25 protein-coding genes are annotated in these 26,131 nt (G+C 69.7%); 13 read left to right on the forward strand and 12 right to left on the reverse strand.

Translation table 11 applies throughout. The annotated features are described in order from the left end of the window. Window positions 1-25 precede the first annotated feature (25 nt). Entirely contained in the window at window positions 26-1,192 is a 1,167-nt protein-coding gene (locus AC3EO4_RS35905; protein ID WP_431899870.1) for a hypothetical protein, read from the reverse strand. A gap of 277 nt (window positions 1,193-1,469) precedes the next feature. On the opposite strand from AC3EO4_RS35905, the gene AC3EO4_RS35910 reads away from it, so the two are divergent. The 5 genes from AC3EO4_RS35910 to AC3EO4_RS35930 all read left to right on the forward strand — a co-directional run bounded on the left by AC3EO4_RS35910 (window position 1,470) and on the right by AC3EO4_RS35930 (window position 4,827). After that, window positions 1,470-1,868: a VOC family protein gene (locus AC3EO4_RS35910; RefSeq protein WP_379573298.1), complete on the forward strand. Its 399-nt coding sequence runs from the start codon at window positions 1,470-1,472 to the stop codon at window positions 1,866-1,868. A 41-nt stretch (window positions 1,869-1,909) separates the two neighbouring features. After that, complete coding sequence (locus AC3EO4_RS35915) at window positions 1,910-2,248, forward strand: YciI family protein (RefSeq protein WP_379573297.1); 339 nt, start codon at window positions 1,910-1,912, stop codon at window positions 2,246-2,248. Continuing rightward, window positions 2,245-3,516, forward strand: a complete 1,272-nt coding sequence (locus AC3EO4_RS35920) for an RNA polymerase sigma factor (RefSeq protein WP_431899872.1) — start codon at window positions 2,245-2,247, stop codon at window positions 3,514-3,516. Before AC3EO4_RS35915 ends, AC3EO4_RS35920 begins: the two co-directional genes overlap by 4 nt. A gap of 103 nt (window positions 3,517-3,619) precedes the next feature. After that, window positions 3,620-3,871: a hypothetical protein gene (locus AC3EO4_RS35925; RefSeq protein ID WP_431899874.1), complete on the forward strand. Its 252-nt coding sequence runs from the start codon at window positions 3,620-3,622 to the stop codon at window positions 3,869-3,871. Continuing rightward, entirely contained in the window at window positions 3,865-4,827 is a 963-nt protein-coding gene (locus tag AC3EO4_RS35930; protein ID WP_379573294.1) for a helix-turn-helix domain-containing protein, read from the forward strand. The genes AC3EO4_RS35925 and AC3EO4_RS35930 overlap by 7 nt, the downstream gene beginning before the upstream one ends. A 3-nt stretch (window positions 4,828-4,830) precedes the next feature. On the opposite strand, the gene AC3EO4_RS35935 is transcribed toward AC3EO4_RS35930, so the two are convergent. Further along, window positions 4,831-8,229: a S8 family peptidase gene (locus tag AC3EO4_RS35935; protein ID WP_431899876.1), complete on the reverse strand. Its 3,399-nt coding sequence runs from the start codon at window positions 8,227-8,229 to the stop codon at window positions 4,831-4,833. Window positions 8,230-8,539: 310 nt separating this feature from the next. Continuing rightward, complete coding sequence (locus AC3EO4_RS35940) at window positions 8,540-9,130, reverse strand: TetR/AcrR family transcriptional regulator (protein WP_379573292.1); 591 nt, start codon at window positions 9,128-9,130, stop codon at window positions 8,540-8,542. Window positions 9,131-9,278: 148 nt separating this feature from the next. Here AC3EO4_RS35940 and AC3EO4_RS35945 point away from each other — a divergent pair, with 148 nt between their 5' ends. From AC3EO4_RS35945 to AC3EO4_RS35970, 6 genes are all read left to right on the forward strand, one after another. Next, the gene (locus AC3EO4_RS35945) at window positions 9,279-10,298 is read left to right on the forward strand and encodes an aldo/keto reductase (RefSeq protein ID WP_431899877.1); all 1,020 of its coding nucleotides are present in this window, start codon (window positions 9,279-9,281) and stop codon (window positions 10,296-10,298) included. A gap of 153 nt (window positions 10,299-10,451) precedes the next feature. Then, entirely contained in the window at window positions 10,452-11,087 is a 636-nt protein-coding gene (locus tag AC3EO4_RS35950; RefSeq protein WP_431899878.1) for a TetR/AcrR family transcriptional regulator, read from the forward strand. Between the two features lie 507 nt (window positions 11,088-11,594). Then, a complete protein-coding gene (locus AC3EO4_RS35955) occupies window positions 11,595-13,325 on the forward strand; it encodes an L-aspartate oxidase (RefSeq protein ID WP_431899880.1) in 1,731 nt (576 codons plus the stop codon). Window positions 13,326-13,705: 380 nt separating this feature from the next. Then, complete coding sequence (locus tag AC3EO4_RS35960) at window positions 13,706-14,146, forward strand: carboxymuconolactone decarboxylase family protein (RefSeq protein WP_379573288.1); 441 nt, start codon at window positions 13,706-13,708, stop codon at window positions 14,144-14,146. Window positions 14,147-14,515: 369 nt separating this feature from the next. Beyond that, the gene (locus AC3EO4_RS35965; RefSeq protein ID WP_431899881.1) at window positions 14,516-16,711 is read left to right on the forward strand and encodes an alpha-L-fucosidase; all 2,196 of its coding nucleotides are present in this window, start codon (window positions 14,516-14,518) and stop codon (window positions 16,709-16,711) included. Window positions 16,712-16,888: 177 nt separating this feature from the next. Further along, window positions 16,889-17,545: a maleylpyruvate isomerase N-terminal domain-containing protein gene (locus AC3EO4_RS35970; protein ID WP_431899882.1), complete on the forward strand. Its 657-nt coding sequence runs from the start codon at window positions 16,889-16,891 to the stop codon at window positions 17,543-17,545. A gap of 24 nt (window positions 17,546-17,569) precedes the next feature. Here AC3EO4_RS35970 and AC3EO4_RS35975 read toward each other — a convergent pair whose 3' ends face one another. Beyond that, window positions 17,570-18,946: a PepSY-associated TM helix domain-containing protein gene (locus AC3EO4_RS35975; RefSeq protein ID WP_431899883.1), complete on the reverse strand. Its 1,377-nt coding sequence runs from the start codon at window positions 18,944-18,946 to the stop codon at window positions 17,570-17,572. A gap of 140 nt (window positions 18,947-19,086) precedes the next feature. Then, window positions 19,087-19,626: a hypothetical protein gene (locus AC3EO4_RS35980; protein WP_379573284.1), complete on the reverse strand. Its 540-nt coding sequence runs from the start codon at window positions 19,624-19,626 to the stop codon at window positions 19,087-19,089. Window positions 19,627-19,778: 152 nt separating this feature from the next. Here AC3EO4_RS35980 and AC3EO4_RS35985 point away from each other — a divergent pair, with 152 nt between their 5' ends. After that, window positions 19,779-19,982 carry a hypothetical protein gene (locus AC3EO4_RS35985; RefSeq protein WP_431899885.1) on the forward strand — a complete coding sequence of 68 codons (204 nt, stop codon included), beginning with the start codon at window positions 19,779-19,781 and terminating at the stop codon, window positions 19,980-19,982. Between the two features lie 62 nt (window positions 19,983-20,044). Here AC3EO4_RS35985 and AC3EO4_RS35990 read toward each other — a convergent pair whose 3' ends face one another. The 5 genes from AC3EO4_RS35990 to AC3EO4_RS36010 form a co-directional block, all read right to left on the reverse strand. After that, complete coding sequence (locus AC3EO4_RS35990; RefSeq protein ID WP_379573282.1) at window positions 20,045-20,227, reverse strand: CDGSH iron-sulfur domain-containing protein; 183 nt, start codon at window positions 20,225-20,227, stop codon at window positions 20,045-20,047. Window positions 20,228-20,258: 31 nt separating this feature from the next. Then, window positions 20,259-20,918 carry a HemK2/MTQ2 family protein methyltransferase gene (locus AC3EO4_RS35995; RefSeq protein ID WP_431899887.1) on the reverse strand — a complete coding sequence of 220 codons (660 nt, stop codon included), beginning with the start codon at window positions 20,916-20,918 and terminating at the stop codon, window positions 20,259-20,261. Window positions 20,919-20,951: 33 nt separating this feature from the next. Continuing rightward, window positions 20,952-21,965, reverse strand: coding sequence for an iron-containing redox enzyme family protein (locus AC3EO4_RS36000; protein WP_431899888.1), 1,014 nt, complete (start codon window positions 21,963-21,965; stop codon window positions 20,952-20,954). Beyond that, complete coding sequence (locus tag AC3EO4_RS36005) at window positions 21,962-23,086, reverse strand: carboxylate-amine ligase (protein WP_431899890.1); 1,125 nt, start codon at window positions 23,084-23,086, stop codon at window positions 21,962-21,964. Before AC3EO4_RS36005 ends, AC3EO4_RS36000 begins: the two co-directional genes overlap by 4 nt. 477 nt (window positions 23,087-23,563) lie before the next feature. Beyond that, window positions 23,564-23,914, reverse strand: a complete 351-nt coding sequence (locus AC3EO4_RS36010) for an STAS domain-containing protein (RefSeq protein WP_431899892.1) — start codon at window positions 23,912-23,914, stop codon at window positions 23,564-23,566. A gap of 430 nt (window positions 23,915-24,344) precedes the next feature. Between AC3EO4_RS36010 and AC3EO4_RS36015 the strand changes: the two genes are divergently transcribed. After that, window positions 24,345-24,692 carry a PRC-barrel domain containing protein gene (locus AC3EO4_RS36015; protein WP_379573277.1) on the forward strand — a complete coding sequence of 116 codons (348 nt, stop codon included), beginning with the start codon at window positions 24,345-24,347 and terminating at the stop codon, window positions 24,690-24,692. 63 nt (window positions 24,693-24,755) lie between these two features. On the opposite strand, the gene AC3EO4_RS36020 is transcribed toward AC3EO4_RS36015, so the two are convergent. Both AC3EO4_RS36020 and AC3EO4_RS36025 read right to left on the reverse strand, forming a co-directional pair. Further along, complete coding sequence (locus AC3EO4_RS36020) at window positions 24,756-25,130, reverse strand: hypothetical protein (RefSeq protein WP_431899893.1); 375 nt, start codon at window positions 25,128-25,130, stop codon at window positions 24,756-24,758. Then, entirely contained in the window at window positions 25,121-25,915 is a 795-nt protein-coding gene (locus AC3EO4_RS36025; protein ID WP_431899894.1) for a hypothetical protein, read from the reverse strand. Before AC3EO4_RS36025 ends, AC3EO4_RS36020 begins: the two co-directional genes overlap by 10 nt. Window positions 25,916-26,131: the final 216 nt, after the last annotated feature.

Genomic DNA, 26,131 nt, shown 5'->3' on the forward strand with positions numbered 1-26,131 from the left:
CGGCCCTCTCGGGAGGACGGACGGTTCAACCGATGAGATCCGGCCAATCGCCGCTGCGAACCCGTACCTCCGCGGCCACCTCTTCCACCGTTCGGCCTTCGGTGTCGACACGCAGATCACCTGCTCCGGCACGGTCGAGCGCCTCGGCCTCGCGCGCCGCTCGTTCGGCGATCCGGTGCAGGGCGGCCGGGCCCAGCCCTCGCAGTTCGTCACCCGGTATGGCCGGTCCTCCTCCCCGGCCACGCCGCGTGACGCGCTCGGCCAGCGTTGCCGGCCCGGCATGCAGACGACACACGGTCAACGCGGTTCCGGGAAGCAACGCGGCGTAACCCCGGACAGCGTCGTCGGAGTCGGCCTCGCCGGAGACGATCAGACACCGGGCACCGGCCGCGCGATATCCCGCCCAGACGGCCGCGAGGTTGCGCGATTTGAGGCGATGGCTGTCCAGGTCGTCGTCCGCGACGGGACGCAGCGCCGCGAGCTGCTTCACATCGACATAGGCGGCTCGCACGCCGGTCCGGTAGACCTGCGTGAAGATCTCGTAGCCGACCGTCGACTTCCCGACCGCCGTGGCACCGCAGAGCCACAGCACGGGTACCGGTGCGGCGTCCACCTGTGGTGTCGGCGTGCGGCTCGGCCGGTCGCCGAAACCGTGGAACGTCGCGCTGGGGAGGCCGCCCGGCCATCCCCCGGCTCGCTCACGGATCAGCCGGGCCGTCTCGGATACCGCGAAGCCGTCGGTATCCACGCACACGTCGGCGTAGTCGCTGCGTTCCAGGGCTTGCGCCTCCGCGACCGCATCCTCCACCAGATCCGGACGCCACCCCCGCCCGAGAAACCGTTCTTCGAGCTCAGCGCTGTCGACGCGCAGCCGGCACAACGTGAAAGCGGCGTCCGGAAGAAGGGCGGTGTACTCACGAACCTCCTCGGGAGTGTCGACGAAGCCCGCAAGGACCAGACACTGCACTCCTTCCTGCCGAAAGTGCGGCCACATCGCAGCCAGACTCCGCGCGCGGATGCGATGCGTCATACCCTCCGGCATGGGGTGACACAGACTGATCTGGTCAGCGTCGACGAACGCCACCTTGACCCCGCCACGACTCAGCTGCGCGAACACCTCCCAGCCGACCGAGGACTTCCCGACACCCGTGGGCCCCGACAGCCACAGCAGAGGCAGACGCACGTCATTCATCCGCGCGACACTAGCGGGCTGCCGGTGAAGCGAGCGAGCGCATTTCCCCGCGCGCGGGCCGCGCCCAGCCGGTTCGGCTCCTGCCGCGTGGCCATGGGCGACGACCTTGGGCACGGGCCCGGGGCCGTACTGGGCAGAACGCTGTTGAAAGTCCGCGTCGGAGGTGTCGTATCGGGGCCTGCCCCGATCGTCGTGCTGGTAAAGGGGCCGGTTCCCGCCACCGCCGACGCGGCGGGGCGGCGCGCCCGGCACGACCATGGACCACAGGAGCCCGATCATGAATCCGACGCTCAGCACCATCGACATCGTGGTGTCCGACCTGCAGACTTCGATCGCCTTCTACGCCCGTCTCGGGCTGGAGTTCAAGATCGACGAGCACTCGCCCGAGCACGCCGGCTGCGACCTGCCCGGCGGGATGCACGTGATGCTCGACACCGAGAGCTTCCGCACCCCGTTCCTGCCCGGCTGGACGAAGCCGTCCGGCGGCCCGCGCGCCCTGCTGTGCTTCGAGTTCGAGACCCCGGCCGACGTCGATGCCAAGTACGCCGAACTCCGCCAAGCCGGGTATCAGGGGCTGGCCGAGCCGTTCGACGCCTTCTGGGGCATGCGCTATGCCACGGTGGCCGACCCGGACGGAGGCGGCGTCGACCTGTACGCCGCCCTTCCGGCCGGCTGAGCCCGCCCGGGTACATCATCGTCGAGAAGGAGGTCCAGAGCGTGAAGTACGTGTTGATGTTCATCGAGACCGAGCAGTTCGCCCGCGAACTCGAGGCGATGGGCGAGCTCGAGCAGCGCCAGGCGTATGAGGCGGTGGGCCGGTGGTTCGCCGAGCACGCCGACAAGATCACTCACCATACGCATCTGGCGCCGGTGCACACCGCCACCACGCTCCGCCTGGACGGTGCTGAGCCGGTGGTCACCGACGGGCCGTTCATGGAGGGCAAGGAGGTGGTGAGCGGCATCGCCGAGGTCGAGGTGGCCGATCTGGACGAGGCGTTGAAGTTGGCCCGCTCGTGGCCGGCGTGCCCGATCGTGGAGATCCGCCCCGTCGCATGACGCCCCCTGCGGACCAGCCCACCGGCCACCCGGCCCGTTCTCTCGACGGCCTCGGCGACCTCGACGGCGTCAGCGGCGAGAGCGGGCGGGTGCTGGCCCGCGTGGTACGTGAGCACGCGGGCCGGCTGGCCGCGAGTCTGATCTCGCTGCTGGGGGACTTCTCCGCGGCCGAGGACCTGGTGCAGGACGCCATCGAGACGGCGCTGCGCCGCTGGCCGGTCGAGGGGATTCCGGAGCGGCCGCAGGCGTGGCTGTACACGGTGGCGCGGCGGCGGGGCCTGGACGTGCTGCGGCGCGAGTCGAACTATCGGGCCAAGCTCGCCCAGCTGGACTGGCCCGAGCCGGAGGCGGCCGATGACCGGTTGCGGCTCATCTTCACCTGCTGCCACCCGGCGCTCGCCCCGGCCGCGCAGATCGCCCTCACGCTACGGGTGGTGTGCGGATTGTCGACGGCCCAGATCGCCGCGGCGTTCGTCGTGCCGGAGACGACGGTGGCGCAGCGCATCACCCGGGCGAAGAAGAAGATCGGTCAAGCCGGCATCCCCTACCGCGTCCCCACCGAGGACGAGCTGCCGGAGCGACTGCGCTCGGTGCTGGCGGTCGTCTACCTGCTGTTCAACGAGGGATACCTGTCCAGCACGCCCGAACGCGCGCAGGCGCGCGACCTGGTCGACGACGCCGAATGGCTGGCCGCGCTACTCGCCAACCTGGCGCCGGATGAGCCTGAGGCGGCCGGGCTGCTGGCACTGATCCGGCTGCACCGGGCGCGCGGCCCGGCCCGCTTCGACACCGGCGGCCGTCTGGTGCTGCTGGCCGATCAGGACCGCGCCCGCTGGGACCGGCAGGCGATCGAGCAGGCGACCGCGCTGTTGACGCGGGCCGCGCGTGCGCATCGCCGGCCGGGGCCGTACCAGTTGCAGGCGGCGATCGCGGCCTGTCACGCGGAGGCGGCCTCGTTCGAGCAGACCGACTGGGCGCAGATCCTCGTGCTCTACGACATGCTGCTCCACCTGGCCCCCTCGCCGGTCACCCGGCTGCACCGGGCGATCGCCCTGCGGCACGTGCACGGGGCCACGGCGGCACTGGCCGAACTCGACGAGCTGGAGCAGGATCTGGCCTCGTATGCGCTCTGGCACGCCACCCGCGCCGAGCTGCTGCGCGAGCTGGGCCGCGCCGACCAGGCGCGGGCCTGTGACGAGCGGGCGCTGGCGCTGACCGCCAACCCCGCCCAGCAGGCGCTGCTGGCCGAGCGGCTCACCTGGAGCTGAGGTCCCGGTACGGCCGGCGCCCCTGACCAGGTCGAAGCCCTGCGGATCCTGTTAGGCCACGTGCGCACCCCTTTACCCGCGCTTCCTCGCTACGCTGGCCCCGATGAACCGCCTGGTCCCGCCCATCCCGATGCCGCCCGACGGCGACTCCCGCCGATGCGAGGAGCCCGACCTGACAGGATGCGGCCCCCTGCCGCGGGTCGACCCGCGGAGCGCGACCGGCGAGGTGTTCGCGCGCGAGGAGCCGACGGTACCGGCCGGCCTCGCGGAAAGGCGTGATCTCGTGCGGACGTTCGCCACCTCGGGCCCGATCATGGTGGGGATCCGCGACCGGGTCTCTCGAGTGACGTGCTGAGCGCCGCAGGGCTGAGCGCCGAGGAGGAGGCCGCCTACCGGCTCCTGGTCAGAACCGCCGGGGTCGAGCCCACCCAGCTGGCAGAAGAACTCGGCGTCGAGAACGAGGTGGCGCGGCGGGCGCTCGGCTCCCTGCTCGCCAAGGGTCTGGCGCGAGCAGTACCAGGAGAGTCCGACAGGTTCACCGCGGTCGCGCCCGACGTGGCACTCGCGGCCAGGCTGCACAGGCGGCAGGAGGAGGTGGACCGGGCCCGGCAGGCTGTGGAGCAGCTCACAGAGGAGTACCTGGCCCATTCGCGGCGCCGCGAGGCCGCCCAGCTGATCGAGGTGATCACCAGCAGGACGGCGCTGCGCGAGCAGTTGCGCCTGCTGCAGGACAACGCCCGCCGCGAGGTCGTCAGCCTCTGCCGGGCCGGGCACGTGGCGATGACCTCGCAGGAGAACACCGAGGAGCTGGCCGCGCTGCGACGCGGGGTGGGCTACCGCGTCCTGTACGAACGAGCCCTGCTCGAGGAGCCGGGCATGCTGGTCAACCTCGCCGACGGGATCGAGCTGGGTGAGCAGGCGCGTGCCCTTCCCACCCTGCCGGTGCGGATGATCATCGCAGACGGCGAGCTGGGCGTGCTCCCGCTGATCCAGCACACCGGCGGGCTGACCCAGCTCACCGCGGCGCTGATCAGGCCGAGCAGCCTGCTGGACGCGCTCAAGGCGCTGTTCGAGAGCCTTTGGGAGCGGGCCACGCCCGTCGTTCTCACCAGGCCGGGCAGCCCGCTCGACTCCGACCACCTCTACCTGCTGTCGCTGCTGGTGGCGGGCGTGCCCGACAAGTCGATCGCCACGCAGCTGAAGGTGTCGCACAGGACCGTCCAGCGCCGGATCACCCATCTGATGGAGCAGGCCGGCGCCCAGACCAGAATGCAGCTGGCCTGGCACGCCGCCCGCGAGAACTGGCTGTGACGGTCAGTACGCCCTGATCACCGTCTGCCTGATCTGGTTGCCGCCGGAGTCGATCGCGGTGACGCGAAGCGACGGATGCGGACGAAGGACGACCGCGCTGTAGCGACCGTGGCCGAGCGGGAGAACCGGCTGCCTGCGCCAGGTCGCGCCGTCGTCATAGGACAGCTCCAGCCGCAGGTCCTTGGCGGTCAGCCCGCTCACGCCCTTCTGGTGCCGTACGGCGAAGCCGAGCAGGCCTGGCCGCACGTCGTAGTCGACCTGCAGCAGCGGCAGCACCTGCTGGCCCTGGGTCGACCTGAACGTCCAGGCGGTCTCGGTCGCGATCGCCCTCGTCCATTCCTCGGAGGTCCGTCTGGTGGACAGTTCGAGGCGGTACTCGGCTTCCTGAGGTACGGCGGGGAAGGCGCCCCAGGCTGCGTCACGTTCCTCCACGAGCTTGCCGTCCCTCAGGAACCTGGCCGAGGTGCTGTCGTTGTCGACTCCTGCACGGGAGACGTGTCCGGAGGCGTCGACGAACTCGGGGACACGGATCTCCAGGGTGTCGCCCGTGCGGGTGGAGGGAGCCAGCCAGTCCGGGATGGCGGGCCGTACGACGGGGGCGTGCCAGCTCTCGCTGACCTGCTGACCGGGCTGGTAGGTGCGGGGCGGCTCGGTGAGCCCGTCCTGCAACCGGTTCATGTCGTCCCAGGTGAACTGGTGGTTGACGATGTGCTGCCAGAAGGAGCCGTCGGCGCTGACGTACTCGGCCCGCCGCAACGGCGTCTTCACGATCCGCTGCGTCTCCATCTGGGCGCCCAGGGAGTAGGCCTGCCATGGCCGCCAGCCGAACCGCTGCTCCTTGGCCCACCCGAACCCGCCCGTGTCCTGATATTTCGTATCCACGCGAGCGGTGTTGCGGTTGCTCACCTCGTGCACGATCTTGTCCGGCACGTGCCCGCCGGAGACCTGCATGACGTCATAGAGGTACGGCGACGCCATCGTTCCGCTGATGTCCAGCAGGGCATGGCCCTTTCTGATTTGTTCGAGCAGCCGCTGACCGTGATCGTTGGCGATCAGCATGACCGGGATGGGCAGCGACACGTTGACCGGGTTCCATCCACGCCCGAGCGCGTCGTCGGGAGTCATCACGATGATCGCCGCGACCGCCCCCGCCTTCACCGCCGCCGCAGCGGCGTCTTCCCATGCCACTGATGGGTCGCCCATCACGGCGACCTTGCCCCGAGCGCCGTCCGCCCCCTCCGCGAGCCGCCACAGGTGACGGCCCTCCACGCCGGGCGAGCCGCCCAGGAAGCCCATCGGGTACGCGGCACCTGCCACCCGCGCGGAGATCTTCGGAGCGACCAGCTGCCAACGGGAGGCGAACTCGAACGTGCCCTCGCTGACCGGCCTGGTCGGCGATACATTGAGCCCCTCGACGACGTCGAAGTTCATGACGCCTTGGGAGATCTTGCGGGAGCCGAAGGCGCGGTGGGTGAAGTAGGTGAAGATGCCCACCTGCTCCACCGGCTCGCTCACCTTGACGGTGACGGGGCTGGTCTTGCGGTAGTCGAGCAGTACCTCCAGGTCGCGGTCGACCTTGAGCTCCGGAATGACGAAGAGCCCGTCGCGCGGGTGCGTGCGGCCCCACCCGCTCGCCAGGTTGATCGCCTGCGTCATGTAGGTGCCCTCGGAGACCTCCACGGTCAGGCCCTGCTCGGGCACCCAGGTGAAGACGTCGTCCTGCTGCGACCCGCCGAACATCGACAGGGTGTCGGTGCCGGTGGGCCTGCCCGCCGCGTCCACGGCGGTGAAGCGGACCGTGTGCTGCGGTCCCTTCCAGGTGAGCGCCAGCGTGGTGTGCACGCTCTCGGCTCCCGCGGTCGCGGTGACCTGCCCGCCGTACCTGCCGAAGGGCAGCTTGGCCAGGTCCACCCGGACCTGGACCTCTGCGGTGCCACCGGCCGCGACGGTGACGCTCTGCGCGCCGAGCACGGCGCCCTCGAGGCTGCTGGAGAGCTGCAGGGTGATCGGCGCGGCCGTGCCGTTGGTGTACGTGATCGTGCCCTCGGCCGTACCCGTGCCCTCACCCTTCTGGTGTCTGCCGAGGTTGACCACGCCCGTGGCCGTCACTCCCTGCCGCAGGGCGCGCGCCACGTCGAGCCTGCCTGCGCCCGCGTCGTCGACCTGCTGGCCGGCCACCGTCCTGGCCGAGCCCACCAGGGCATCCTTGATCTGCCCCGCCTTCCACTCCGGATGGCGCTGCTTGAGGATCGCGGCGGCCCCCGCCACGTGCGGAGTCGCCATGGAGGTTCCCGACGCGGCCGTGTAGTGCTCGTCGACGGGCCGGCCCATGGCGGTGCCCGTCGCCCTGGCCGCGACGATGCCCACGCCCGGTGCCGTGAGGTCGGGCTTGGGCGCGTCGTCCAGGCGCGGACCCCTGCTGGAGAAGTCCGCGATGGCGTCCTTGCCGTCCACGGCGCCGACGGTCAGCGCGGACGTGGCCGCTCCCGGGCTGCCCACGGAGTAGGCCGTGCCGTTGTTGCCCGCCGCGACCACGAAGAGCGCACCGGTCCGCTCGGTGAGATTGTCGACGGCGACGCTGAGCGGGTCGGTGCCGTCGGTGACATCACCGCCGAGGCTCATGTTGATCACCGACGCGCCCTCGGCGGCAGCCCATTCCATGCCCTCGATGACGCCGGACAGGGTGCCGGACCCGTCGTCTCCGAGCACCTTGCCGATGATCAGCTCGGCGCCCGGGGCGACGCCCTTCTTACCGTCCCCTCCCGCGATGGTGGCGGCCACGTGGGTGCCATGCCCATGGGCGTCGTTCGCGTTCTGGTCGCCGGTGAACACCTTGGTCTGCTTCACCCGGCCCGCGAGGTCCTGGTGGGTCGCGTCGACTCCTGTGTCGAGGACGGCGACCTTGACGCCCTTGCCGTCGAATCCGGCCTGCCACGCCTCAGGCGCGCCCACCTGAGGCACGCTGTGATCGAGCGTGACCTTGACCTTGGCGTCGAGCCAGATCTTCGCCACGCCCTGGGCCAGGCTCGCCCGCTCCTCGTCGAGGGACTTCCACAGCTGGCCGATCGTGCGCTTGTCCGCCGAGACGGCTCGGCCGTTGACGCTCTCCAGCGGAGTCGCGGTCCTGGTGGTGGCCATGGCGTCGTAGACGAACAGCAGGGGCAGCTTGTCCGTCGTCGCGTCGTCGTATCCCTGCTCTATCAGATCGGTCACGGAGAACAGGCTCGGGTCCAGCCGCTTGGCCGCCAGGTAGGGCACCATGTCGGCCGGCAGGACCCGCAGCTCGCCATCCTCCTCGATGGTGTGGAAGCCCATCCGGTCACGGCCGGGCCCCGGCTTCACCTCTACCGCGCGCCTGCCCTGCGCCGCCTCCCTGACGGTGACCACATCACCGGTGATCAAGGTGACGCGGTGGACGCCAGAAGCGGCAGGCGGTGCCGCTGCCGGCAACGGAGAGCTCAACAGAGCGGCGGTGGATACTCCCACCGCCGCATGTGCGAACCAGTGCATGGGGGGTAAACCTCTCGCGTCAACCACTAGTGATCACGAGAGTGGGTGCCGGCGGGCCCCGCCCGCCAGCGTCTGGACCTGCCGTTTGTATGCCATGTCGTAAATGCGACAGCGGAGGCAGCTCCGGTCTCACGGGGCTGGGCGTCACGTCGTCACTCGGGACGCCCAGCATGCGGATCGCAGTTCCGGATGCGCGCTGCGGCTAGCGCGGCAGGCGCAGTCCCGCGATGAGCAGTTCGACCAGCCGACGTGCGTCGTAGCGCGGATCGCTGTCCGCGCCGATGCAGAGGTTCCCGACGCCACGCATGAGCTCGTAGGCGTCGACGTCGGGGCGGATCTCGCCGGCGACGGCCGCGGCGTCGAGCAGTTGGGCGCACACGGGAACGAGCCGGTCGAGGAAGTAGGCGTGCAGCGTGTCGAAGCCCGCGTCGCCGGACCGCAGCGCGGCGGCCAGCCCGTGCTTGGTGACCAGGAAGTCGACGAACAGGTTGATCCATCGCCCCAGTGCGGCGTGAGGAGTCGCGCCGCTCGCCAGCAGGGCCGGACCGGCCTCGGCACAGGCCTCCACCTGATGCCGGTAGACGGCGACGATGAGATCCGCTCGCGTCGGGAAGTGGCGGTAGATCGTCGCCACCCCGACCCCCGCCCTGGCCGCGATGTCGCGCACCGGCGCTTCGACGCCCGAGGCCACGAAGACCGCCGCGGCGGCGTCGAGCAGCACCCTCTCGTTGCGCCGGGCGTCGGCCCGCTTGCGCGGGGCCGCATGCCCCGCGCCTCCGTCACTGTCGTTCACCGCGCCGCTCCTCCACTCCGAGCTTGCCAAACGGAACAACGTTCCTTATCGTTTACGGAACACGGTTCCGTTTGCTCATGATGCCAGAGCAGGGGCCAACCAAGCCACGCATTGCCACCACGCCTTACCGCAATGGAGGAACACGGTCATGCAGTACCGCACCTTGGGCCGCACCGGAGTGCAGGTCAGCTCCCTCGTGCTCGGCGCGATGAACTTCGGCGCGATCGGACGCACCACCCAGGACGAGGCCACCGCCATCGTCGACGCGGCCCTGGAGGCCGGGATCAACCTCATCGACACCGCCGACCGGTACAGCGACGGCGAGTCGGAAGAGATGGTCGGCAAGGCCATCGCCGGCCGCCGCGAGGACATCGTGCTGGCCACCAAGGCGAGCATGCCGATGGGCGACGAGCGCAACCATCAGGGCAGCTCGCGCCGCTGGCTGGTCACCGAGCTCGACAACAGCCTGCGCCGCCTCGGTGTCGACCACGTCGATCTCTATCAGATCCACCGGTGGGACCCGACAACCAGCGACGAGGAGACGCTGTCGGCCCTGACCGATCTGCAGCGTGCGGGAAAGATCCGCTACTTCGGCTCCTCGACCTTCCCCGCCTACCGCATCGTGCAGGCCCAGTGGGCCGCCCGGGACAACCACCTGAGCCGTTACGTCACCGAACAGCCCAGCTACTCGATCCTGCAACGCGGGATCGAGGCCCACGTCCTGCCCGTGACCGAGCAGTACGGGCTCGGCGTGCTGGCATGGAGCCCGCTGGCCTCGGGCTGGCTGTCGGGCGCGATCCGCGAGGGCCGGGAGATCGCCACCAACCGCTCCACGTTCATGCCGCAGCGCTTCGACACCTCCATTCCGTCCAACCGCGCCAGGCTCGACGCGGTCGAGCAGCTGGCGAAGGTCGCCGACGAGGCCGGCCTGACGATGATCCAGCTCGCGCTCGGTTTCGTGACCGCGCACCCGGCCGTGACCAGCGCGATCATCGGCCCCCGCACGCTGGACCACCTGCACTCCCAGCTCGCCGCAGCCGACACCGTGCTCGCCGCCGACGTGCTCGACGCCATCGATGCGATCGTCGCACCCGGCATCGACCTGGCCGCACACGAGAAGTTCGACACGCCGCCCGCCCTGCTCGACCCGTCACTGCGCCGCCGCTGATCGCTCGTGTGCACGTGACCGCCGGCGGCGGACAGGCGCCACCGCGGGGCCTGAATGGCCAGGCGTCCCTGCTCCGCGAATGGGCCGACAGATGGCCTGCCCTTGCCCGTCCAATGGTTGACCCTGCCCGATTCCATCCATACCTTCCGCTTCATGACCTCTGCTGCCGACCAGAGAGAGACGATCCTGGAGATCGCGACCCGCATGTTCGCGGCGCTCGGATATGACGGGACTTCTCTTCAGCAAATAGCGGAGGCTGCCGGGTTCGATGTCGCCACGGTGACCTCCCAGTTGGGGAGCAAGCGAGACCTCTACCTCACCATCATGGAACGCGCCCACGAGGCTGATCGCGCCGCGATCGACTCGGTCATGGCCCGGTTCACTCCCCTGTCCCCCGCCGACGCCCCCCAGATGATCCACGCGTTGGCCGACAGCTACCTGGACTTCTGCCTGTCCAACCCGCAAATCCCCGCGCTCTGGGCGCACCGCAGCCTCTTCGACGCCCAGGACATCACCGATCTCGAGCGTCGCTATGTCTGGCCGCTGCACGCCCAGGTCCACGAGAGCGTCAAACCCGCCCTCGAGGCCGGACACATGGACGACGCCCCCGACTTCAGGTACGTCCTCTGGACGATGATCTGGTGCGTCGAAGGCTTCTGCTGCGGCGACGTACTCGACGACGAGGGCAACCGCCTCGGCCCCGATGACCAGCAAGCCCGCCGCGACTTCCGCAGGTTCCTCCACATCCTGCTCGACCGACTGCTCACCCCACCGCGGAAGAACTCCTGACGAGCCGATCCCTTCACCCGGGATCTCTCTGCGGCAGGCGCGCAGCCTGCCTGTAGCGCGTCAAAGCTCGGTGCCGTGTCCCGAGCTGCGGCGACGCGACGCCTGTCACAGATAGGCGTGCTGCCCTGTCTTTCTGCAGGACGGATTCACTCAGCGACAGGAGCGAGACCTTGCCACCAGCCAGCACCACCATCCGCATCCGCGTCAGGATGAGCGCCCGTTCCATCGACGAGCCGCACCGCGCATCGAGCCAGCTGGAGCTCCTGTTCGACCTCACCTTCGTGGTCGCTGGTCGCCGTCACGATCTGGACCGCGGCCGTTGGGGCCCGCGCCGAAGCGCGCCGCCATGGCCCGCCTTCCTTCAGTTGGTCATAGGGGTGACCTCCGTGGTGGCGAAGCGGTTCGCTCGCACGGGCGGCCGTGCGCACAGGCATGAATGTCACAAATCATGCCGTTGCGCGGTCTTGTTTCCGGAATGGCTTTCGTCGATGCCCCCAAAGGAGCGCCATGCACCCGCCAGAGAAGCAGATCGCCACGTCGGTCCTGGTCATCGGCACGGGAGGAGCCGGTCTGCGGGCCGCCATCGAACTCGCCGAGCGCGGGTGCGACGTCCTCGCGGTGGGCAAACGACCGAAGTCGGACGCGCACACCTCGCTCGCGGCGGGCGGCATCAACGCGGCGCTCGCCACGATGGATTCCGAGGACAGCTGGCAGCAGCACGCGGCGGACACCCTCAAGGAGAGCTACCTCCTCGCCAACCCGCAGACGGTGCGCATCGTCGCCGAGGGGGCCGCGCGGGGCATCGAAGACCTCCAGCGCTGGGGCATGCCGTTCGCCCGCGAACAGGACGGGCGCATCTCGCAGCGCTTCTTCGGCGCCCACACCTACCGGCGCACCGCCTACGCCGGGGACTACACCGGGCTCGAGATCCAGCGCACCCTGATCAACCGTGCGGCACAGCTCGACGTCCCCATCCTCGACACCGTCTACATCACCCGCATCCTCGTGCGCGACAACGCGGTCTTCGGCGCGTACGGGTTCAGCCTGGCCGATGGCAATCGCTATGTCATCCATGCCGACGCGGTGATCCTGGCCGCCGGCGGCCACACCCGGATCTGGCGGCGCACCTCCTCCAGGAGGGACGAGAACACCGGCGACTCCTTCCGCCTGGCCGTCCAGGCGGGCTGCCGCATCCGCGACGCCGAACTGGTGCAGTTCCACCCGTCCGGGCTCATCGCGCCCGAGAACGCGGCCGGCACCCTCGTCTCCGAAGCGGCACGGGGCGAGGGCGGAATCCTGCGCAACCAGGTCGGCGAGCGGTTCATGTCCCGGTACGATCCCGAGCGCATGGAGTTGTCCACGCGCGACCGCATCGCCCTGGCCGCCTACACGGAGATCAAAGAAGGCCGCGGCACTCCGGACGGCGGCGTGTGGCTGGACGTGTCACATCTGCCGCGCGAGACGATCATGACGCGGTTGCCTCGCGTCTACCAGACGCTCCTGGAACTGCAGATGCTCGACATCACCAAGGACCCGATCGAGATCGCGCCGACCGCGCACTACTCGATGGGCGGGGTCTGGGTGCGACCCGATGACCACGGCACGGGCGTCGACGGCCTGTACGCGATCGGGGAGGCGGCCAGCGGCCTGCACGGCGCCAACCGCCTCGGCGGCAACTCCCTCATCGAACTGCTCGTCTTCGGCCGCATCGTCGGACAGGCGGCGGCCGAGTACTCCGCAGGACTCGACGCCCAGCACCGCTCGGCAGAGGCACTCGACGCGGCGCGGGCAGAAGTGGACGAACTCCTCGCCGCCGACGGCCCCGAGAACGTGCGCTCACTGCAGCGCGCCCTCCGCGACATCATGACCGAGTACGCCGGCGTGGTGCGCGACGAGAGCGGCCTGGGCAAAGGCCTCGCAGAGCTCACCGCGGTGGAGGCGCGCATCGCCGACGTCGGCGTGCACCCGGACCGCGCTGGCTTCCATGACCTGGCCCACGCCTTCGACCTGAAGTCCGCGGCGCTCGCCGCCCGCGCGACGATCGAGACGGCGCTTGAGCGTCGCGAGACCCGCGGCTGCCACAACCGCTCCGACTACCCCGAGCTCGACCCGGCACTGCAGGTCAATCTGGTGTGGTCCGGTCCTGGATCGGTGGAGCGGGAGGCCATTCCGCCGATTCCCGGCGAGGTCGCGGCGCTCATGCGCGAGGTTTCGACCGTCGGCAAACTCGTCGAGTAGCGAGCAACCGCCGGTAGCCGCAGCCGGCCGCCCCCCGAGCAGAGCTTCTCGTCGTGGGCGGCCGCAGGCTCGGCGAGGTCGGCGGCCTGAACGTGATCGTGTGGCGCGCTCCGCACACCACAGGGCTGGGTAACGCCGGGCGCCGGCCGTAGCCCCCACATCGCGTCGACCAACCGCTCGATGCCGATCATCTCGGCGTCGAGGCCGGAGCAGCCCGATGACGTGGGGCGCTGTCCATCATGTGCGCCGTCAACGATCATCCGACGGGCCGTGAAGGGTGAAGCGCCGCATGCATCGCCCGCGCATCGCGAATCTATCAATCCGGGTGGCCACTCTGATCTCACACGAACCGAGACGGAGGAAACACGATGGAAGCCCGGATGAAGAACCCTGCCAGGATCATCCCCGCCGTGATGCAGCCGATCCAGGAGCTGATGAAGGCCGCTCAGTCGCAGGGCCTCCCCCAGGAGCTCATGGAGATGATCCACCTGCGGGTCAGCCAGATCAACGGCTGCAGCTTCTGCGTCGACGCCGGCCTGAAGAACCTGCGCAAGCTCGGCGAGAGCGACGAGCGCATCGGCCTGGTCACCGCCTGGCGCGAGGCACCGTACTACACCGACGCCGAACGGGCGGCGCTGGAGCTGGCCGAGGCCTCGACCCGGCTGGCCGACCACGCCGACGCCGTCCCCGACGACGTGTGGAACAACGCCGCCGACCACTTCGACGAGCGGCAGTTGGCCTCGATCCTGCTGATGACCGCCGTCACCAACCTCTTCAACCGCCTGAACGCCCCGATCCGGCAGGTGGCCGGCAGCTGGTGAGCCCCCACGGATGTCGTCCGCTCACTCCATGACACCGTCGCCGTCGCGACCTTCGAGCGGCGGCGGCGGACGATGAACGCCCGCACGAACCGCCGGCACGGGCCTGGTCGTCTCGGGTCTCCTCACCCTGCTGCTGGTGCCGGTCGCGGCGGTGAGCGTGCTGACGCGGTCGCCCGAGAAGCTTCCGTGAGGGTGAAGCAGCGCCGCACGGTCGTGGGGCCGATGCGAGCAGCCGCAGCCGCCAGAGCTTGCCGTGACGCATAGGGGCTCCCTGTCGTGGATCACCTCATTTTTGACACAGCCCCCTTGTGAAGACGATAACGCCGCGGTTACGTTTCATCCGATCAATCAACGTCTGGAGACCCCAACATGAGGCGAAAACTGCTCTTAGCTCCGGCTATCAGCCTCGTTATCATCGGATCTGTCTGCGTCACGCAGCCTGTCGCCAGCGCCGACACGCCGCCTGCGTACGAGCCCACGGTGGAGTCGCTGAACAGCCATCCGGTGCCTCAATGGTTCAATGACGACAAGTTCGGCATCTTCATCCACTGGGGCGCCTACTCGGTGCCCGCGTGGGGACCGCGCGGCAGCTATGCCGAGTGGTACTGGAACTACATGAACTCGCGTGGGAGCGCGACGAACGCCCATCACAAGGCCACGTACGGCCAGGACTTCAACTACGACGACTTCCTGCGGCAGTGGAAGGCGGAGAAGTTCGACGCGGCCGACTGGGTCAAGCTGTTCAAGGACGCGGGCGCCAAGTACTTCGTGCTGACCTCCAAGCACCACGAGGGCATGGCCCTGTGGGACAGCAAGGTCAGCGGGCGGGACAGCGTCGACCTCGGGCCGGGCCGCGATCTTGCCAAGGAGCTGTTCGACGCGGCGCGCAAGGACGACGCCAAGCTGAAGGCCGGCTTCTACTACTCGCTCTACGAGTGGTACAACCCCACCTACACCGGGCGGCCGGCGACCAACCCCTACACGGGAACGCAGATTCCGTACACCGGCGCACCGAGCGGGGGTGACTACGTCAAGGACTACATGCTCCCGCAGATGCGCGAGCTCATCGACGGCTATGACCCCGACATCATCTGGTGTGACGGCCAGTGGGAGAAGCCGGCCTCCTACTGGAACACCGCCGGCGTCCTCGCCGACTACTACAACAAGGCGCTCAAGAGCGGCAAGGAGGTCGCGGTCGCCAACCGGTGCAAGATTCAGAGCGGCAACCTCGACAGTCCCGAACTGGACTTCCAGACCCCTGAATACACCGTCAAGCCGGACATCGACCCGGTGAAGTGGGAGTCCAGTCGCGGCATCGCGCACTCCTACGGCTACAACCAGAACGAGCCGGAGGAGGACCACCTGACCTCCGACCAGCTCGTGGACTCCCTCGTGGACATCGTCAGCAAGAACGGCAACCTGCTGCTCGACATCGGCCCGAAGGCCGACGGCACGATCCCCGAGATCCAGCGGCAGCGGCTGCTGGACATCGGGGCGTGGCTCAAGGACAACGGCGAGGCGATCTACGGCACCACCTACTGGAACCGGGCCGAGGAGAAGGGCGGCCCCGACGACGTCCGCTACACGGTGAAGGACGGCACCCTGTACGCCACGGCGCTGGACTGGCCGGGCGAGCAGCTCACCCTCGGCGCCGACCTGCCAGTGGACCACAGCACCCGCATCACCATGCTGGGCTCCGCGGCACGCCTGTCGTGGAGCCGCGACGAGCAGGGCCGCGTGGTGGTGAACACCCCGCAGCAGACCGGGAAGCACGCCTACGTCTTCAAGATCGAGACGCCGGGCGTGCGCAGCCTGCTGCGCACCTCCTCCCACCTGGCCAAGGAGATCGCCCCCGGCCAGACGATCAGCGGCGAGCTCACGGTCGCCAACCCCGGCAACCGGCAGGCCCCGGCCACCACCCTCTCCCTCGCCGCACCGCAGGGCTGGTCGGCCACGCTCGGGGCGCCCAGCGTGCGCCCGCTCGGCCCCGGTGAAAGCATGAAGCTACCGATCAGCGTGAGCGCCCCCGCGGGAGCCGCGCCAGGCGAGTACACCCTCGTTCTGCGCCAGCGCACCGGGCGGATGGAGACGACCACCACCCTGCCCCTGACGGTCAACCGGCCCAACCTCTCGCTCGGCAAGCCGGCCGTACAGAAGAGCACCGGCTACGACGCGCCGGCCTCCCGGGCCGTCGACGGCGACACCGACGGCAACTGGGGCGCCGGAACGACGACGCACACCGCCGAACCGGAAAGCCAGGCCTGGTGGCAGGTCGATCTCGGCGCCTCGGCCGCGCTGGACAGCGTCGACGTCTGGAACCGGCTCGACTGCTGCGCCGACCGGCTGAAGGACTTCTGGGTGATGGCCTCCGACCAGCCGTTCACCACCGACGACCTGGACCAGGCCCGCACCGCGCCCGGGGTGACCGCCGTGCACGTCGGCGCGCAGGCCGGGTCGCCAAGCAAGATCAAGCTGCCCGAGGGCACCACGGGCAGGTACGTCAGGATCCAGCTCGCCTCTCCCTCCAACCCTCTGTCCCTGGCCGAGGTCCAGGTCAGAGGCTAAAACCTGTCTCCACAGGCGGGTCGGTCACGACCACGGCACGTGGACTGAGCGGGCAGGTCCGTCCTGTCCGCTCAGCCCAGCCTCGGGCTGTCTGAAAGCCGCAAGCGGCCGGATCGATCACGATCGATCGGGCCGACGGCGCCGCGAGCCATGCCGGCGCCGCACTACCTTTCTGATGTGGATCTCTTCTCACGCTCGTGGACGGCGTTGCGCGCGGCGGTCGCCGAGCTCCCTGACAAGGACTTCGCACAGCCGTCCGGCTGTACCGGCTGGCTCGTGCGGGACCTGGTGTGCCATCTGGTCATCGACGCCCAGGACGTCCTGATCACCCTCGTGACCCCCGTCGAAGCGGAACCGACCCGCGACGCGGTGACCTACTGGGACGTCGCCGAAACGCCGCCGACCGGCGACGACCCGCTCGACGCGTTGATCGTCCGGTTGGCCGCCGCCTACCAGGAGCCTTGGCTGCTCAAGTTCCACCTCGACGACGTCGGCTCCGCCGCCGGCCGCGCCGCCGAACTCGCCGATCCGGGCCTCCGGGTCGGCACCCGCGACGAGGTCATCACCGCGGCCGACTACCTCTCCGCGTACGTCCTGGAGTGGACGCTGCACCACCTCGACCTGGTCGCGCACCTCCCGGACGCGGCGGGACCACCCGCCGAGGGCCTCGCCCGGTCCCGCGCGATGCTGGAGCAGATCGCCGGGACCGCGTTCCCCGCATCGTTCTCCGACAGGGACGCGCTGCTGGTCGGCACCGGACGGCGCGCCCCGGCCGACGCGGAGAAGGCGGAACTGGGCGAGTCGGCGGCGAAGCTCCCGTTCATCCTCGGATGACCGTGACAGCCCGGTGCACCGGCCCTAACGAGCCATTCGGGCACGAACGCCGAGCAGGACGTCGATCACCAGGAAGACGGCCAGTGAGATGCCCATCAGCGGCAGGAACCAGCCGACGGCCACGGCCAGCAGGCACAGCGGCACCAGGACGGCCCCGTGCACCTTCCGCCATCCACCACGCGGGTAAGGGCTGCCGAAGCCGCGCGTCGGGCGGCGCTGCCACCACATGCGGTAGCCGAGCACGATGAGTGTGATCACGCCACCGGCGAGGAGGGCCAGCAGGAGCTGGTTGGCCAGGCCGAACAGCAGACCCATGTGACCGTCGATGCCCCACCTGGTGAGCTTGGCCGCGAGAGGATAGTCGGCGAAGCGCAGCTCGGCGCTCACCTGGCCGGTGGTGGCGTCGACGGCCACCTGGTCCAGGCGTTGGGGGACGCTCTTGTCGATCTCCTTGACGAGGTAGGGGCCGCCCGCCTCGCCGGGCCAGACGATCTCCAGCGGGCCCGACAGGCCCTTGCCGGCCGCGGCCTGGGCGACGCGGTCCACGTCCGCACCCGCACCGCCGTGCTGGTGGCCGCTGTTCTCGGAGTGGGCGGCGTGGTCGCCGGAGGAGGTGGCGATCGTGGGAGTGGTCCAACCGAGCGCGGCGCGAAGCTCGTCGACGTTCTCTCCTGCGTACTTCGACCACGTCAAGCCGGTGGCCGACAGGAAGAGCAGGCCCACCACCGCCCACAGACCCACCGACCCGTGCCAGGACAGGCGGCGGCGCGCTCCGGCGAGCGAGCGGTCAGGAGCGATGAGTCCGCGCAGGCGCTTGCGGCGGCGTCTGGTGACCCACAGAACCAGCCCGCCCAGGGCGACGATCCACAACCAGCCGGCCGCCAGTTCGCTGTAGATCCGGCCCGTTTCACCCAGGTGCAGGTGACGGTGCAAGCCGGAGATCCAGGCGCGGACCGGGAGCGCGCCCGAGCTGCCGTAGCTGTCCAGCATGCCGCGCACCTGGCCGGTGTACGGGTCGACGAAGACCGCCAGCTGGGTGCTGTCCGGCAGGCTGGGCACGTCCATCAGCACTCGCGTGGTGGAGTCGCGCTCGTCCGCCGGCCTTATGGCTGTGATCCTGCCGTCTGGGCGTGCCGTCTGCGCGGCGGCGACCTGCCGGGTGAGCGGCAGCCGGGACTCGCCCACCGGCGCGGTCAGTTCATGCCGGTAGACGATCTGCTCGACCTGGAAGGAGGCGGCGTACAGGAGCCCGGTGGTGGCGGCGACGAGGAGGAAGGGGGCGATGAGGATTCCGGCGTAGAAGTGCAACCGCAGGACCAGAGGCTTGAGCGCGGTCCACGCGGTCCCTCGTCCGGGCGACTGCTCAGGGTCGGCGACAGAGCGCACGTCGGTAGAAGTCAAGGGGGATCTCCGTTCAGGGGGACGCGCACATCGACAGGTACGCGCCGCCTCGAGTGGGGGTTCAGCCACGCGTCGGCATGGCGGGATACGGGCGTGACGGCAGAAGCCGGCCGCGGCCCGCGGATCGGGCTACAGTCCGATCAGAGAACGGAGACAGACGTGGGAGGACCGCGCCGACGGACGCCGGCGCCGAGCAGAAGGCGCCGCAGCCGGTCGATCCCGTGCTCCACCTGAGGACGACGCGGCAGGCGGGACTCGACCGGCGCGCCCGCGAGGATGAGCAGTCCTGCCCAGAGCACCCCGAGCGATGTGACGGCCAGGCGCAGGATGGTGGCCAGGGTCGTGTCGCCTCGCTCCAGCCACCATGACGACATGGCGGCGACGGCGACGTGGACGAGGAGCATGGCCAGGCCGCTGCCGCCGTGGGCGTGGTCGAGCGAGGCAGGCGGCGGGGTTTCGGCACCGGCGGTGAACAGGTGGTGCATGCCGTACTGCGCGGCGAAACACGCTGCGAGCAGTACGCCCATGCCTCGCTGACGTCTGCCGAGAAGGAACGCTCCGGCCCAGGTCAGCGCCACCGCCCCGGCCAGGGCGCTCGGCCGTACGGCGACGCCTCCCGCCAGCACGTGGAGGGCGGCCGACACCAGCACGCAGACCACGGCGAACGCCGTGGCACGCAAAGCGCGCAGAAGAGGCCGACCGACATCCACCCGCACATGCTGCCACAAGCGCGCCGGATCTCGGGGACGGAATCGCGCACGCACCGCCGGTCGAGGCGGTCCTGTCCTGGCCCGGTCATCGAACGGGTTCGCCGTCCACGACGTGGGTAGGCGTGAACCTCATGAGCCGACAACCCGATGAGCGGCCGCTCAGCGATCGCCGTGAGCGACCCGAAGACTACGACACGGCGGACTTCGCCGAAGAGTTCACGCCCTCTCCGACCGATCCGGCGAACCAGCCTGAGGATGATCCGGATGAGCGCGTGTACGGCCAGGCCGAAGGCTATGAGCGGCCCACCGGAGACCGTAAGCAGTAGAGATGGGCTCGCGGCCCTTGGTCCCTTCGGCGACTTCCCTCCAGGAGCGTCAGTCACAGGGATCAGGTGGATTCGGCGGGTCGCGAGCGGACGCGACGCCGGTGGCTGGTGTCGCAGAAGGGGTAGTGCCGGCTTCGTCGGCACGCGCACAACGCCACGAGGAAGCGGTCGGATCGAATGACCGAACCATCCTCCATGGTCACCTCGACCGGCCCTTGGACGAGGATCGGCCCACCGGGAATCATCGTGATCCTGGTGACGGCTCCCGCTCTCGTCTCATACGGCCCGCAACCCAGCGGCCGCTTCGGTACGGTCGGCACGGATCACCACCAGTTCCTCGTGACGTTGTCCCGGGCTGATCAGCCCATGGGCTTCCAGCAGCACGGCTCTGGCGCGCATCACCGGGCCGAATGACTCCGGCCTGCGGTGGACCACCCTGGGGTTCAAGCCGGAGTTCCTCAGGTATCGCAGCGAGGCGTCCACCCCGCACAGCGCGGACTGCACGAAGAGGAGCGTTCCGCCTGGTGAAAGATGCTCGGGCGCGTGTGCGCAGATCTGGTCCAGCAACCTGCGCCCGTCCATGCCCGCATCCCACGCCCGGTTTCTGCGATGCCTGCCGGGATAGGCGGCCTTTCCTGGAACGTACGGCGGATTGACCAGGATGACATCGAAAAGCTCACCCTCGACCGGGGCGAACAGATTGCCTCTCAGTACCCGTATGTCCCGCAGCCCATGGATCAAGGCGTTGAGCCGGACCGCCACGACGGCGCGCCACGAGATGTCGACCGCGGTCACCGAGGCGGCGGCCGTCCGGGCGACGGTCATCGCGATCACGCCCGTGCCCGTGCCCAGGTCGAGCACTCTGGAGCCCGGCCGGACGCCGATCTTCGCGACCGCCTCCGCCAGCATCGAGGTGTCGCCCTGCGGTCGGTACACGCCCGGTGGTCTCAGCAACAACATCCCGCGCAGCTACCCCGAATCGGACACCGCTAACGACCTGCGCAAAGACGAGCGAGCCGGGTCGGAACGCCAGCAGCCGAGCAGGTGGTCGCCGAGCCGTTCCTCAAGCAGGTTCGTGGCCTGGATCCCGAAGACGATGTCCGCGGCCAGGTCCGGCTCTGTCCCGAGAAGGTCGCCGATCACGTCACGGCGGAGCACCTGCTCGTGGACGGCGTCCGCCTCGATGTGCTCGGTGAAGAACAACGATCCGCGGGGACCGACGCCCAGGCGCTCCAAGGCGTCCGCCATGCGCTGGGCGCCGGGCGGGGTCGTGATCTCCGCCACGGCGAAATGGCCGACCAGCGCACCGCGCAGAGCTCGGTGCAGGCCGAACGCCGACATCATGTTGACCAGGGCCAGCATGGGCGCGGGAACGACGTTCAGGTAGGCGAGGTAGGAGGAGTTCAGTCCGAGCTCGTCCATCAGGTCGGCGAACAGCTGAGCATGCATCATCTCGGGGCGCCCGCCGCCGAACTCGTCGTACTCGACGGCCACGAGGGCGGCCTTGGCGCGGCCGCGTAGCCGTGGGATGACCCAGGCGTGCGGATCCGCCTCCTTCAGGTGGTAGATCGAGCGATGCGTGACGTACTCCCGCAGCTCCCACAGCTCACCACGGTCGTGCAGATGATGGGAGACACCGTGCGCGTCGACGGGTTCGACCAGCTGTTCCTCCAGGACTGCCGCGACATCGTCCCCTCCGGCCACCCGTCCGCGCAATGCCGTCAGGAACGCGTCCTCCAGCTCCCTGCGAACCCCCAGCAGTCCCGGATCCCACTCCCATTCCGGCGCGACTCCGTCGAAGCCCCTGTAGTGCAGTTCGTAACACAGGTGGAGGGCGAGCTGCAGGTCCTCCCCGAAAGGATCAGTCGCGTGGACGCCCTGCGCCGTCGACGACGTGGGCGGCGACCCACCGGACAGTACGGTGACGAGCGCGGCCGATATCGGCCCGCGGGATGTGGGCAATGACGGCCCCTGGGCGGTCATGTCCCTTGGCTTCCTTGTACGGCGAGCGTGCCCGAAAGGGTCTGGGCAATGAGCATGTCCACCACCGCCCGCCGGCCTCGAGCAGCGGCCGTCCGCTGCCGAACGGCCCCTGTGCCGTGCTGCCGCGTTCCGGCGACCAATGTGGTCACCTCGGCAAGGTCGCCGCTGACCTCCAGTGCGTCGCGCACCCGCCCCAGGAGCAGGTCCAGCAGGTGAACCGCCGGGACGCTGCGTTCCTCGAACGGGTCCACACCCGGCCCGTCGAGACCATGGCGCGCGGCGCTCCACACTGCGGCGGCGAGGATCGAGCCATCGACGCGCGGCGCCTCACGCCCGAGCGCCAGATCGGCCAGTGCCGTACCGACCAGGGCGCGGGTCAGGGCCGCCTGAAGGATCGCTTCGTCCACAGTGGCGGCCGCGTCCGCGGCCCGGATCTCCACCGTCGGCAACCGCGAGGAGGGACGCGCCAGCCAGACCGTCATGGCGGGATCGGCCAGGACACCGCAATCGATCAGGCGCTCCAACCGCAGCTGGTAGTCCGCCGCCGTCGCGAACCACGGCGGCACACCCGAGCCGGGAAAACGCGCCTGTTCCATCATGCGCCAGCTCGCGTATCCCGAATCCCGGCCATGGTCGAACGGTGAGTTGGCCGACAGGGCCAGCAATGTGGGCAGCCACGGCCGGAGATGATTGACCACCGCGACCGCCGTATCGCGATCCTCCACCCCCACATGGACGTGGCAGCCGCATGACTGGTAGTCGGCGACCACACCGGCGTGCATGCGGCGGATCCGCTTGAACCGCTCGCCCGGCGCCAGCACGGGAGCCGGCCCCTGCAGCACAGGGGTGCCCGTCGACACGAGGTGAAGGCCCTCGCCCTCGGCCACGCCGGCAAGGTGCTCGCGCGCCTGCCGCAGCTGGTGCCGCAGCTGACCGAGCTCGTCACAGGTTCCTGTCGCGGCCTCGACCTGGGTGTCGAACATCTCGGCGTGATATCCGCCGCCTTCACCTCCCCAGGGATGCTCACCCGCCCGCGCGAGCAACGCGCCTGCACGCGATACGGTCCTCCGCGTAGCGCCGTCGACCAGCAGGAACTCCTCCTCGACCCCGAACGTGAGCATGGAGGCGGAAGGTCGTCGGCACGCAGGGCGGTGATCGACCGCCTCACCCGTCCCCCTCATCACCGCCCCCGCTCCACAGCGCTGACCAGCATCTGCACCCCTACCCACGGTGCGCCTCTCATGCGCGGAAGCTCCGGACAGCCCGCATACGACGCCTGAATGCGCCGGCCAGGTGGCGCGCGTCCGCGGACAGGACACCCGCGGCGTCCCGCTCCACCGAGGCAGACCTGCCCCGAGACGAGCTTCGCGGCCGTCTCAGGGCAGGTGCCCAGCAGCGGCACGTGGCAGGCGGAGCCGGTCCCGCAACCGGCCCCGTGCCCCTACAACCCGCACGCGCCGCGCTGCCGGCAGAACGCCTGGCACGCCTGCCCCGGGACGGGGATCCTTTCGAGGCAGGTGCCCCCTCTGCCCGCCGAGAGCGCCCGGAAACCTGGCAGGACGGGTTCCGAGACCTCGGCGCGACCGGTTCCGCGCGTGCTACCGATCCTCTCGCGCGGCCAGAGCGTCACCGACGCTCGTGTACACCGGCAGGTGGGCATCGAGGCCGGTGATCCGCAGGAGCCGGGCCGGGACCGGCTGGAGAGCGGCCAGGCGTACGCTGCCGTCGTGCTGACGGCTGAGGTTCTGCGCCTTGATGAGCACGCTCAGGCCAGTGCTGTCGATGAAGGTCAACGCGCTCAGATCAAGGACCAGATGCTCGCCCGGCATTCGGCGGGCCTGCCGGAGGAAGTCGTCCAGCTGCCCGCTGGTGGTGGCATCCAGCTCCCCCACCACGGTGACAAGAGTGGCGTCGGGAAGGTGCTGGAAGTCGAGCACGAGCGGTCTCATCACCACACCATAGCCGTGGCGATCATGATCGGCTTCCGCCGGAATCATCGGCCGGCTCGGGCCTGTACGTCCCGAGCCCGCCGGAGTCCCCGGAGCGTTCGGCCCGGCTCGAACCACTCGTGCCCAAGGGCAGCCAACAGACCCTCTTCTGGCGTCGCGACGGCCGGGCACCGGCGCCGGCCGTGCAGGTCGCGCCGGCCGACAGCAGCGACCGCCGTCACATGGGTACCGGCGCCGGAGCCTCCGCCACGTCCAGTCGTCCAGGGCGCCGGCGGTGGGGAGCCGCCGCACTGGCCACCTTCTGAGGTGAACGCACGAATCAAGCCTTTCCCACCTGCATGCCGGGTGATGTGCCGGGGCTGGGCGTTTCGCGGACGTGGGCCGGGTAGCTGACCGACCACGAATCTTCGACCATCTGGAGTGGACATACATGAGTGACCCGTGGAGCTACCGCGAAGACGTCGTCTCCGACCCGACCATGAGCCTGGTCGGCTACGACGTCGAAGCCACCGACGGCAAGATCGGTTCGGTGGACGAGCAGAACAACGAGGTCGGTGCCAACTACCTCGTCGTCGACACCGGATTCTGGATCTTCGGCAAGAAGGTCGTCCTGCCCGCCAGCACCATCATCCGGATCGACCCCCAAGAGGAGAAGGTCTACCTCGCCCGCACCAAGGACGAGATCAAGGACGCTCCGGAGTTCGACGAGAACACCTACAAGGACACCGCCTACCGGCGTGAGGTCGGCGACTACTACGGCCGTTTCCCGATGCCGTAGACAAGGCGCGGCCTGTCGGGCTCCCCGGACCGGGGAGCCCGACTCTTCATGTCGAGGGGAGGCTCACCGGGCGACGGTCAAGTCCGGCTCGCGCACCGGTGGCCACTTCCCTGAGGAGTGCTTCTGCGCAGGCGATCCAGCCGGCTGCGGACTCGCCTGTGGGTCGGGTTGGTAGAGCTCCTTGAGCGGCGCCACATCGGCACGGGTGACGTTGAGCCGCACCTCGGAGGCGAGCGCCTCCACCTGTTGCCAGGTGACGAAGCGGCTGTCGTGGTGGAGCCGCCGGATGAGCATGCGGACCAGAGCGGGGCTTCTGCCTCCGGGCCCGCGCTCGTAGCCGAACAGCTGGCCGGTGCTACGGGGCGCCACGACGAGCCCGCTCAGCCGGAAAGCGTGTCCCACCTCGCCGAGCAGTGGGCCGTCCTGACTCAGTTGCACGTCGGCCACCTCCCGACCGGCCGCCCTTCGCTGTCGATGACCCGGCAGCCGATCACGTCGCTCATGCGCAGGAGACCACTCCTGCTGGTCCTGGCCGGAAAGAGTGCGGCGGCATGCCCCGCTGCGCCGCTGCCGGAAAGCGGCGCGATCACACGGGTGCGCGCCCAGCGTTCCAGCGCCGCCTCCTGGGGGTCCCCGCCCACCGTGATCGCGCTCCCGATGCCGGCGACCTCGCGGATGGCGATCCGCTGCGGCGCCGGGTCCTCCTCCGGGCGGAACAGCTCGGTGGTGGCCACCATGAGGCGCCCGATCACTCCGCCGATCCGCGGCCCCAACGCCAGCGGCCCTGCCAGGATCGCCGTGACGTAGGGACAGCCGTTCCGGTCCAAGGCCAGCTCCAGATCGTCGACCTTGCACACCAGGCGCCCGTCATCGGCCCGCGCCACCTGCCGGTCCAGCAGATGCAGCTGAGCGTGCAGGGTCCTCGCCGCGATCATTGCCCCGCCTTGGTCGCGATCATCAGAGGGATGGCCGCCACGGCCACCACGAGGAGAAGGAGTGGCGGCGAACACTCCGAAGATCACCACCACCAGGCCGATCCGCCCCAGCCCCAGCCCGGCCGGTAGCGCCATCTGCCCGAGCGAGTCCACCTCGATGTCCAGCGGCAGGAAGACCGTCGCGGCGCACGCGGCGATGGCCAGCGAGAGGAATCCGCCCAGAGGGATACCGATGAACACGTTGGCCCTGGCCTCGCCGAGATCCTTGCGCGTCCAGCGCTCCTCCACACCGCCGGAGGAGAAGTTCCTCAGCGACCTCGCCGACGAACCGGGAGAACCATTCGGCGGCTGCGGCCGAACATGGGGCCGCCGGCGCGAGCCGGCCCGCATGACACCGGCCAACGAGCCGCCCTCGCTGTCGAAGCGCCGGCCCTGCCCATCGTCGCCGCCCCGGGGCGCTTTCCCACCGGCCACTCCCCCGCTCCCCCACCCCCACTCCCCCGC

It is taken from the genome of Nonomuraea sp. bgisy101 (assembly GCF_057708945.1).

Bases quoted from the DNA above. Each gene is read 5' to 3' on its own strand.
- AC3EO4_RS35920 (WP_431899872.1), top strand. From the start codon at position 2,245: ATGACGCCCCCTGCGGACCAGCCCACCGGCCACCCGGCCCGTTCTCTC.
- AC3EO4_RS35910 (WP_379573298.1), top strand. From the start codon at position 1,470: ATGAATCCGACGCTCAGCACCATCGACATCGTGGTGTCCGACCTGCAG.
- AC3EO4_RS36010 (WP_431899892.1), bottom strand. From the start codon at position 23,914: ATGAGACCGCTCGTGCTCGACTTCCAGCACCTTCCCGACGCCACTCTT.
- AC3EO4_RS36015 (WP_379573277.1), top strand. From the start codon at position 24,345: ATGAGTGACCCGTGGAGCTACCGCGAAGACGTCGTCTCCGACCCGACC.
- AC3EO4_RS35990 (WP_379573282.1), bottom strand. From the start codon at position 20,227: ATGATTCCCGGTGGGCCGATCCTCGTCCAAGGGCCGGTCGAGGTGACC.
- AC3EO4_RS36000 (WP_431899888.1), bottom strand. From the start codon at position 21,965: ATGACCGCCCAGGGGCCGTCATTGCCCACATCCCGCGGGCCGATATCG.
- AC3EO4_RS35905 (WP_431899870.1), bottom strand. From the start codon at position 1,192: ATGAATGACGTGCGTCTGCCTCTGCTGTGGCTGTCGGGGCCCACGGGT.
- AC3EO4_RS35955 (WP_431899880.1), top strand. From the start codon at position 11,595: ATGCACCCGCCAGAGAAGCAGATCGCCACGTCGGTCCTGGTCATCGGC.
- AC3EO4_RS36005 (WP_431899890.1), bottom strand. From the start codon at position 23,086: ATGCTCACGTTCGGGGTCGAGGAGGAGTTCCTGCTGGTCGACGGCGCT.
- AC3EO4_RS35960 (WP_379573288.1), top strand. From the start codon at position 13,706: ATGAAGAACCCTGCCAGGATCATCCCCGCCGTGATGCAGCCGATCCAG.
- AC3EO4_RS35945 (WP_431899877.1), top strand. From the start codon at position 9,279: ATGCAGTACCGCACCTTGGGCCGCACCGGAGTGCAGGTCAGCTCCCTC.
- AC3EO4_RS35965 (WP_431899881.1), top strand. From the start codon at position 14,516: ATGAGGCGAAAACTGCTCTTAGCTCCGGCTATCAGCCTCGTTATCATC.
- AC3EO4_RS35950 (WP_431899878.1), top strand. From the start codon at position 10,452: ATGACCTCTGCTGCCGACCAGAGAGAGACGATCCTGGAGATCGCGACC.
- AC3EO4_RS35925 (WP_431899874.1), top strand. From the start codon at position 3,620: ATGAACCGCCTGGTCCCGCCCATCCCGATGCCGCCCGACGGCGACTCC.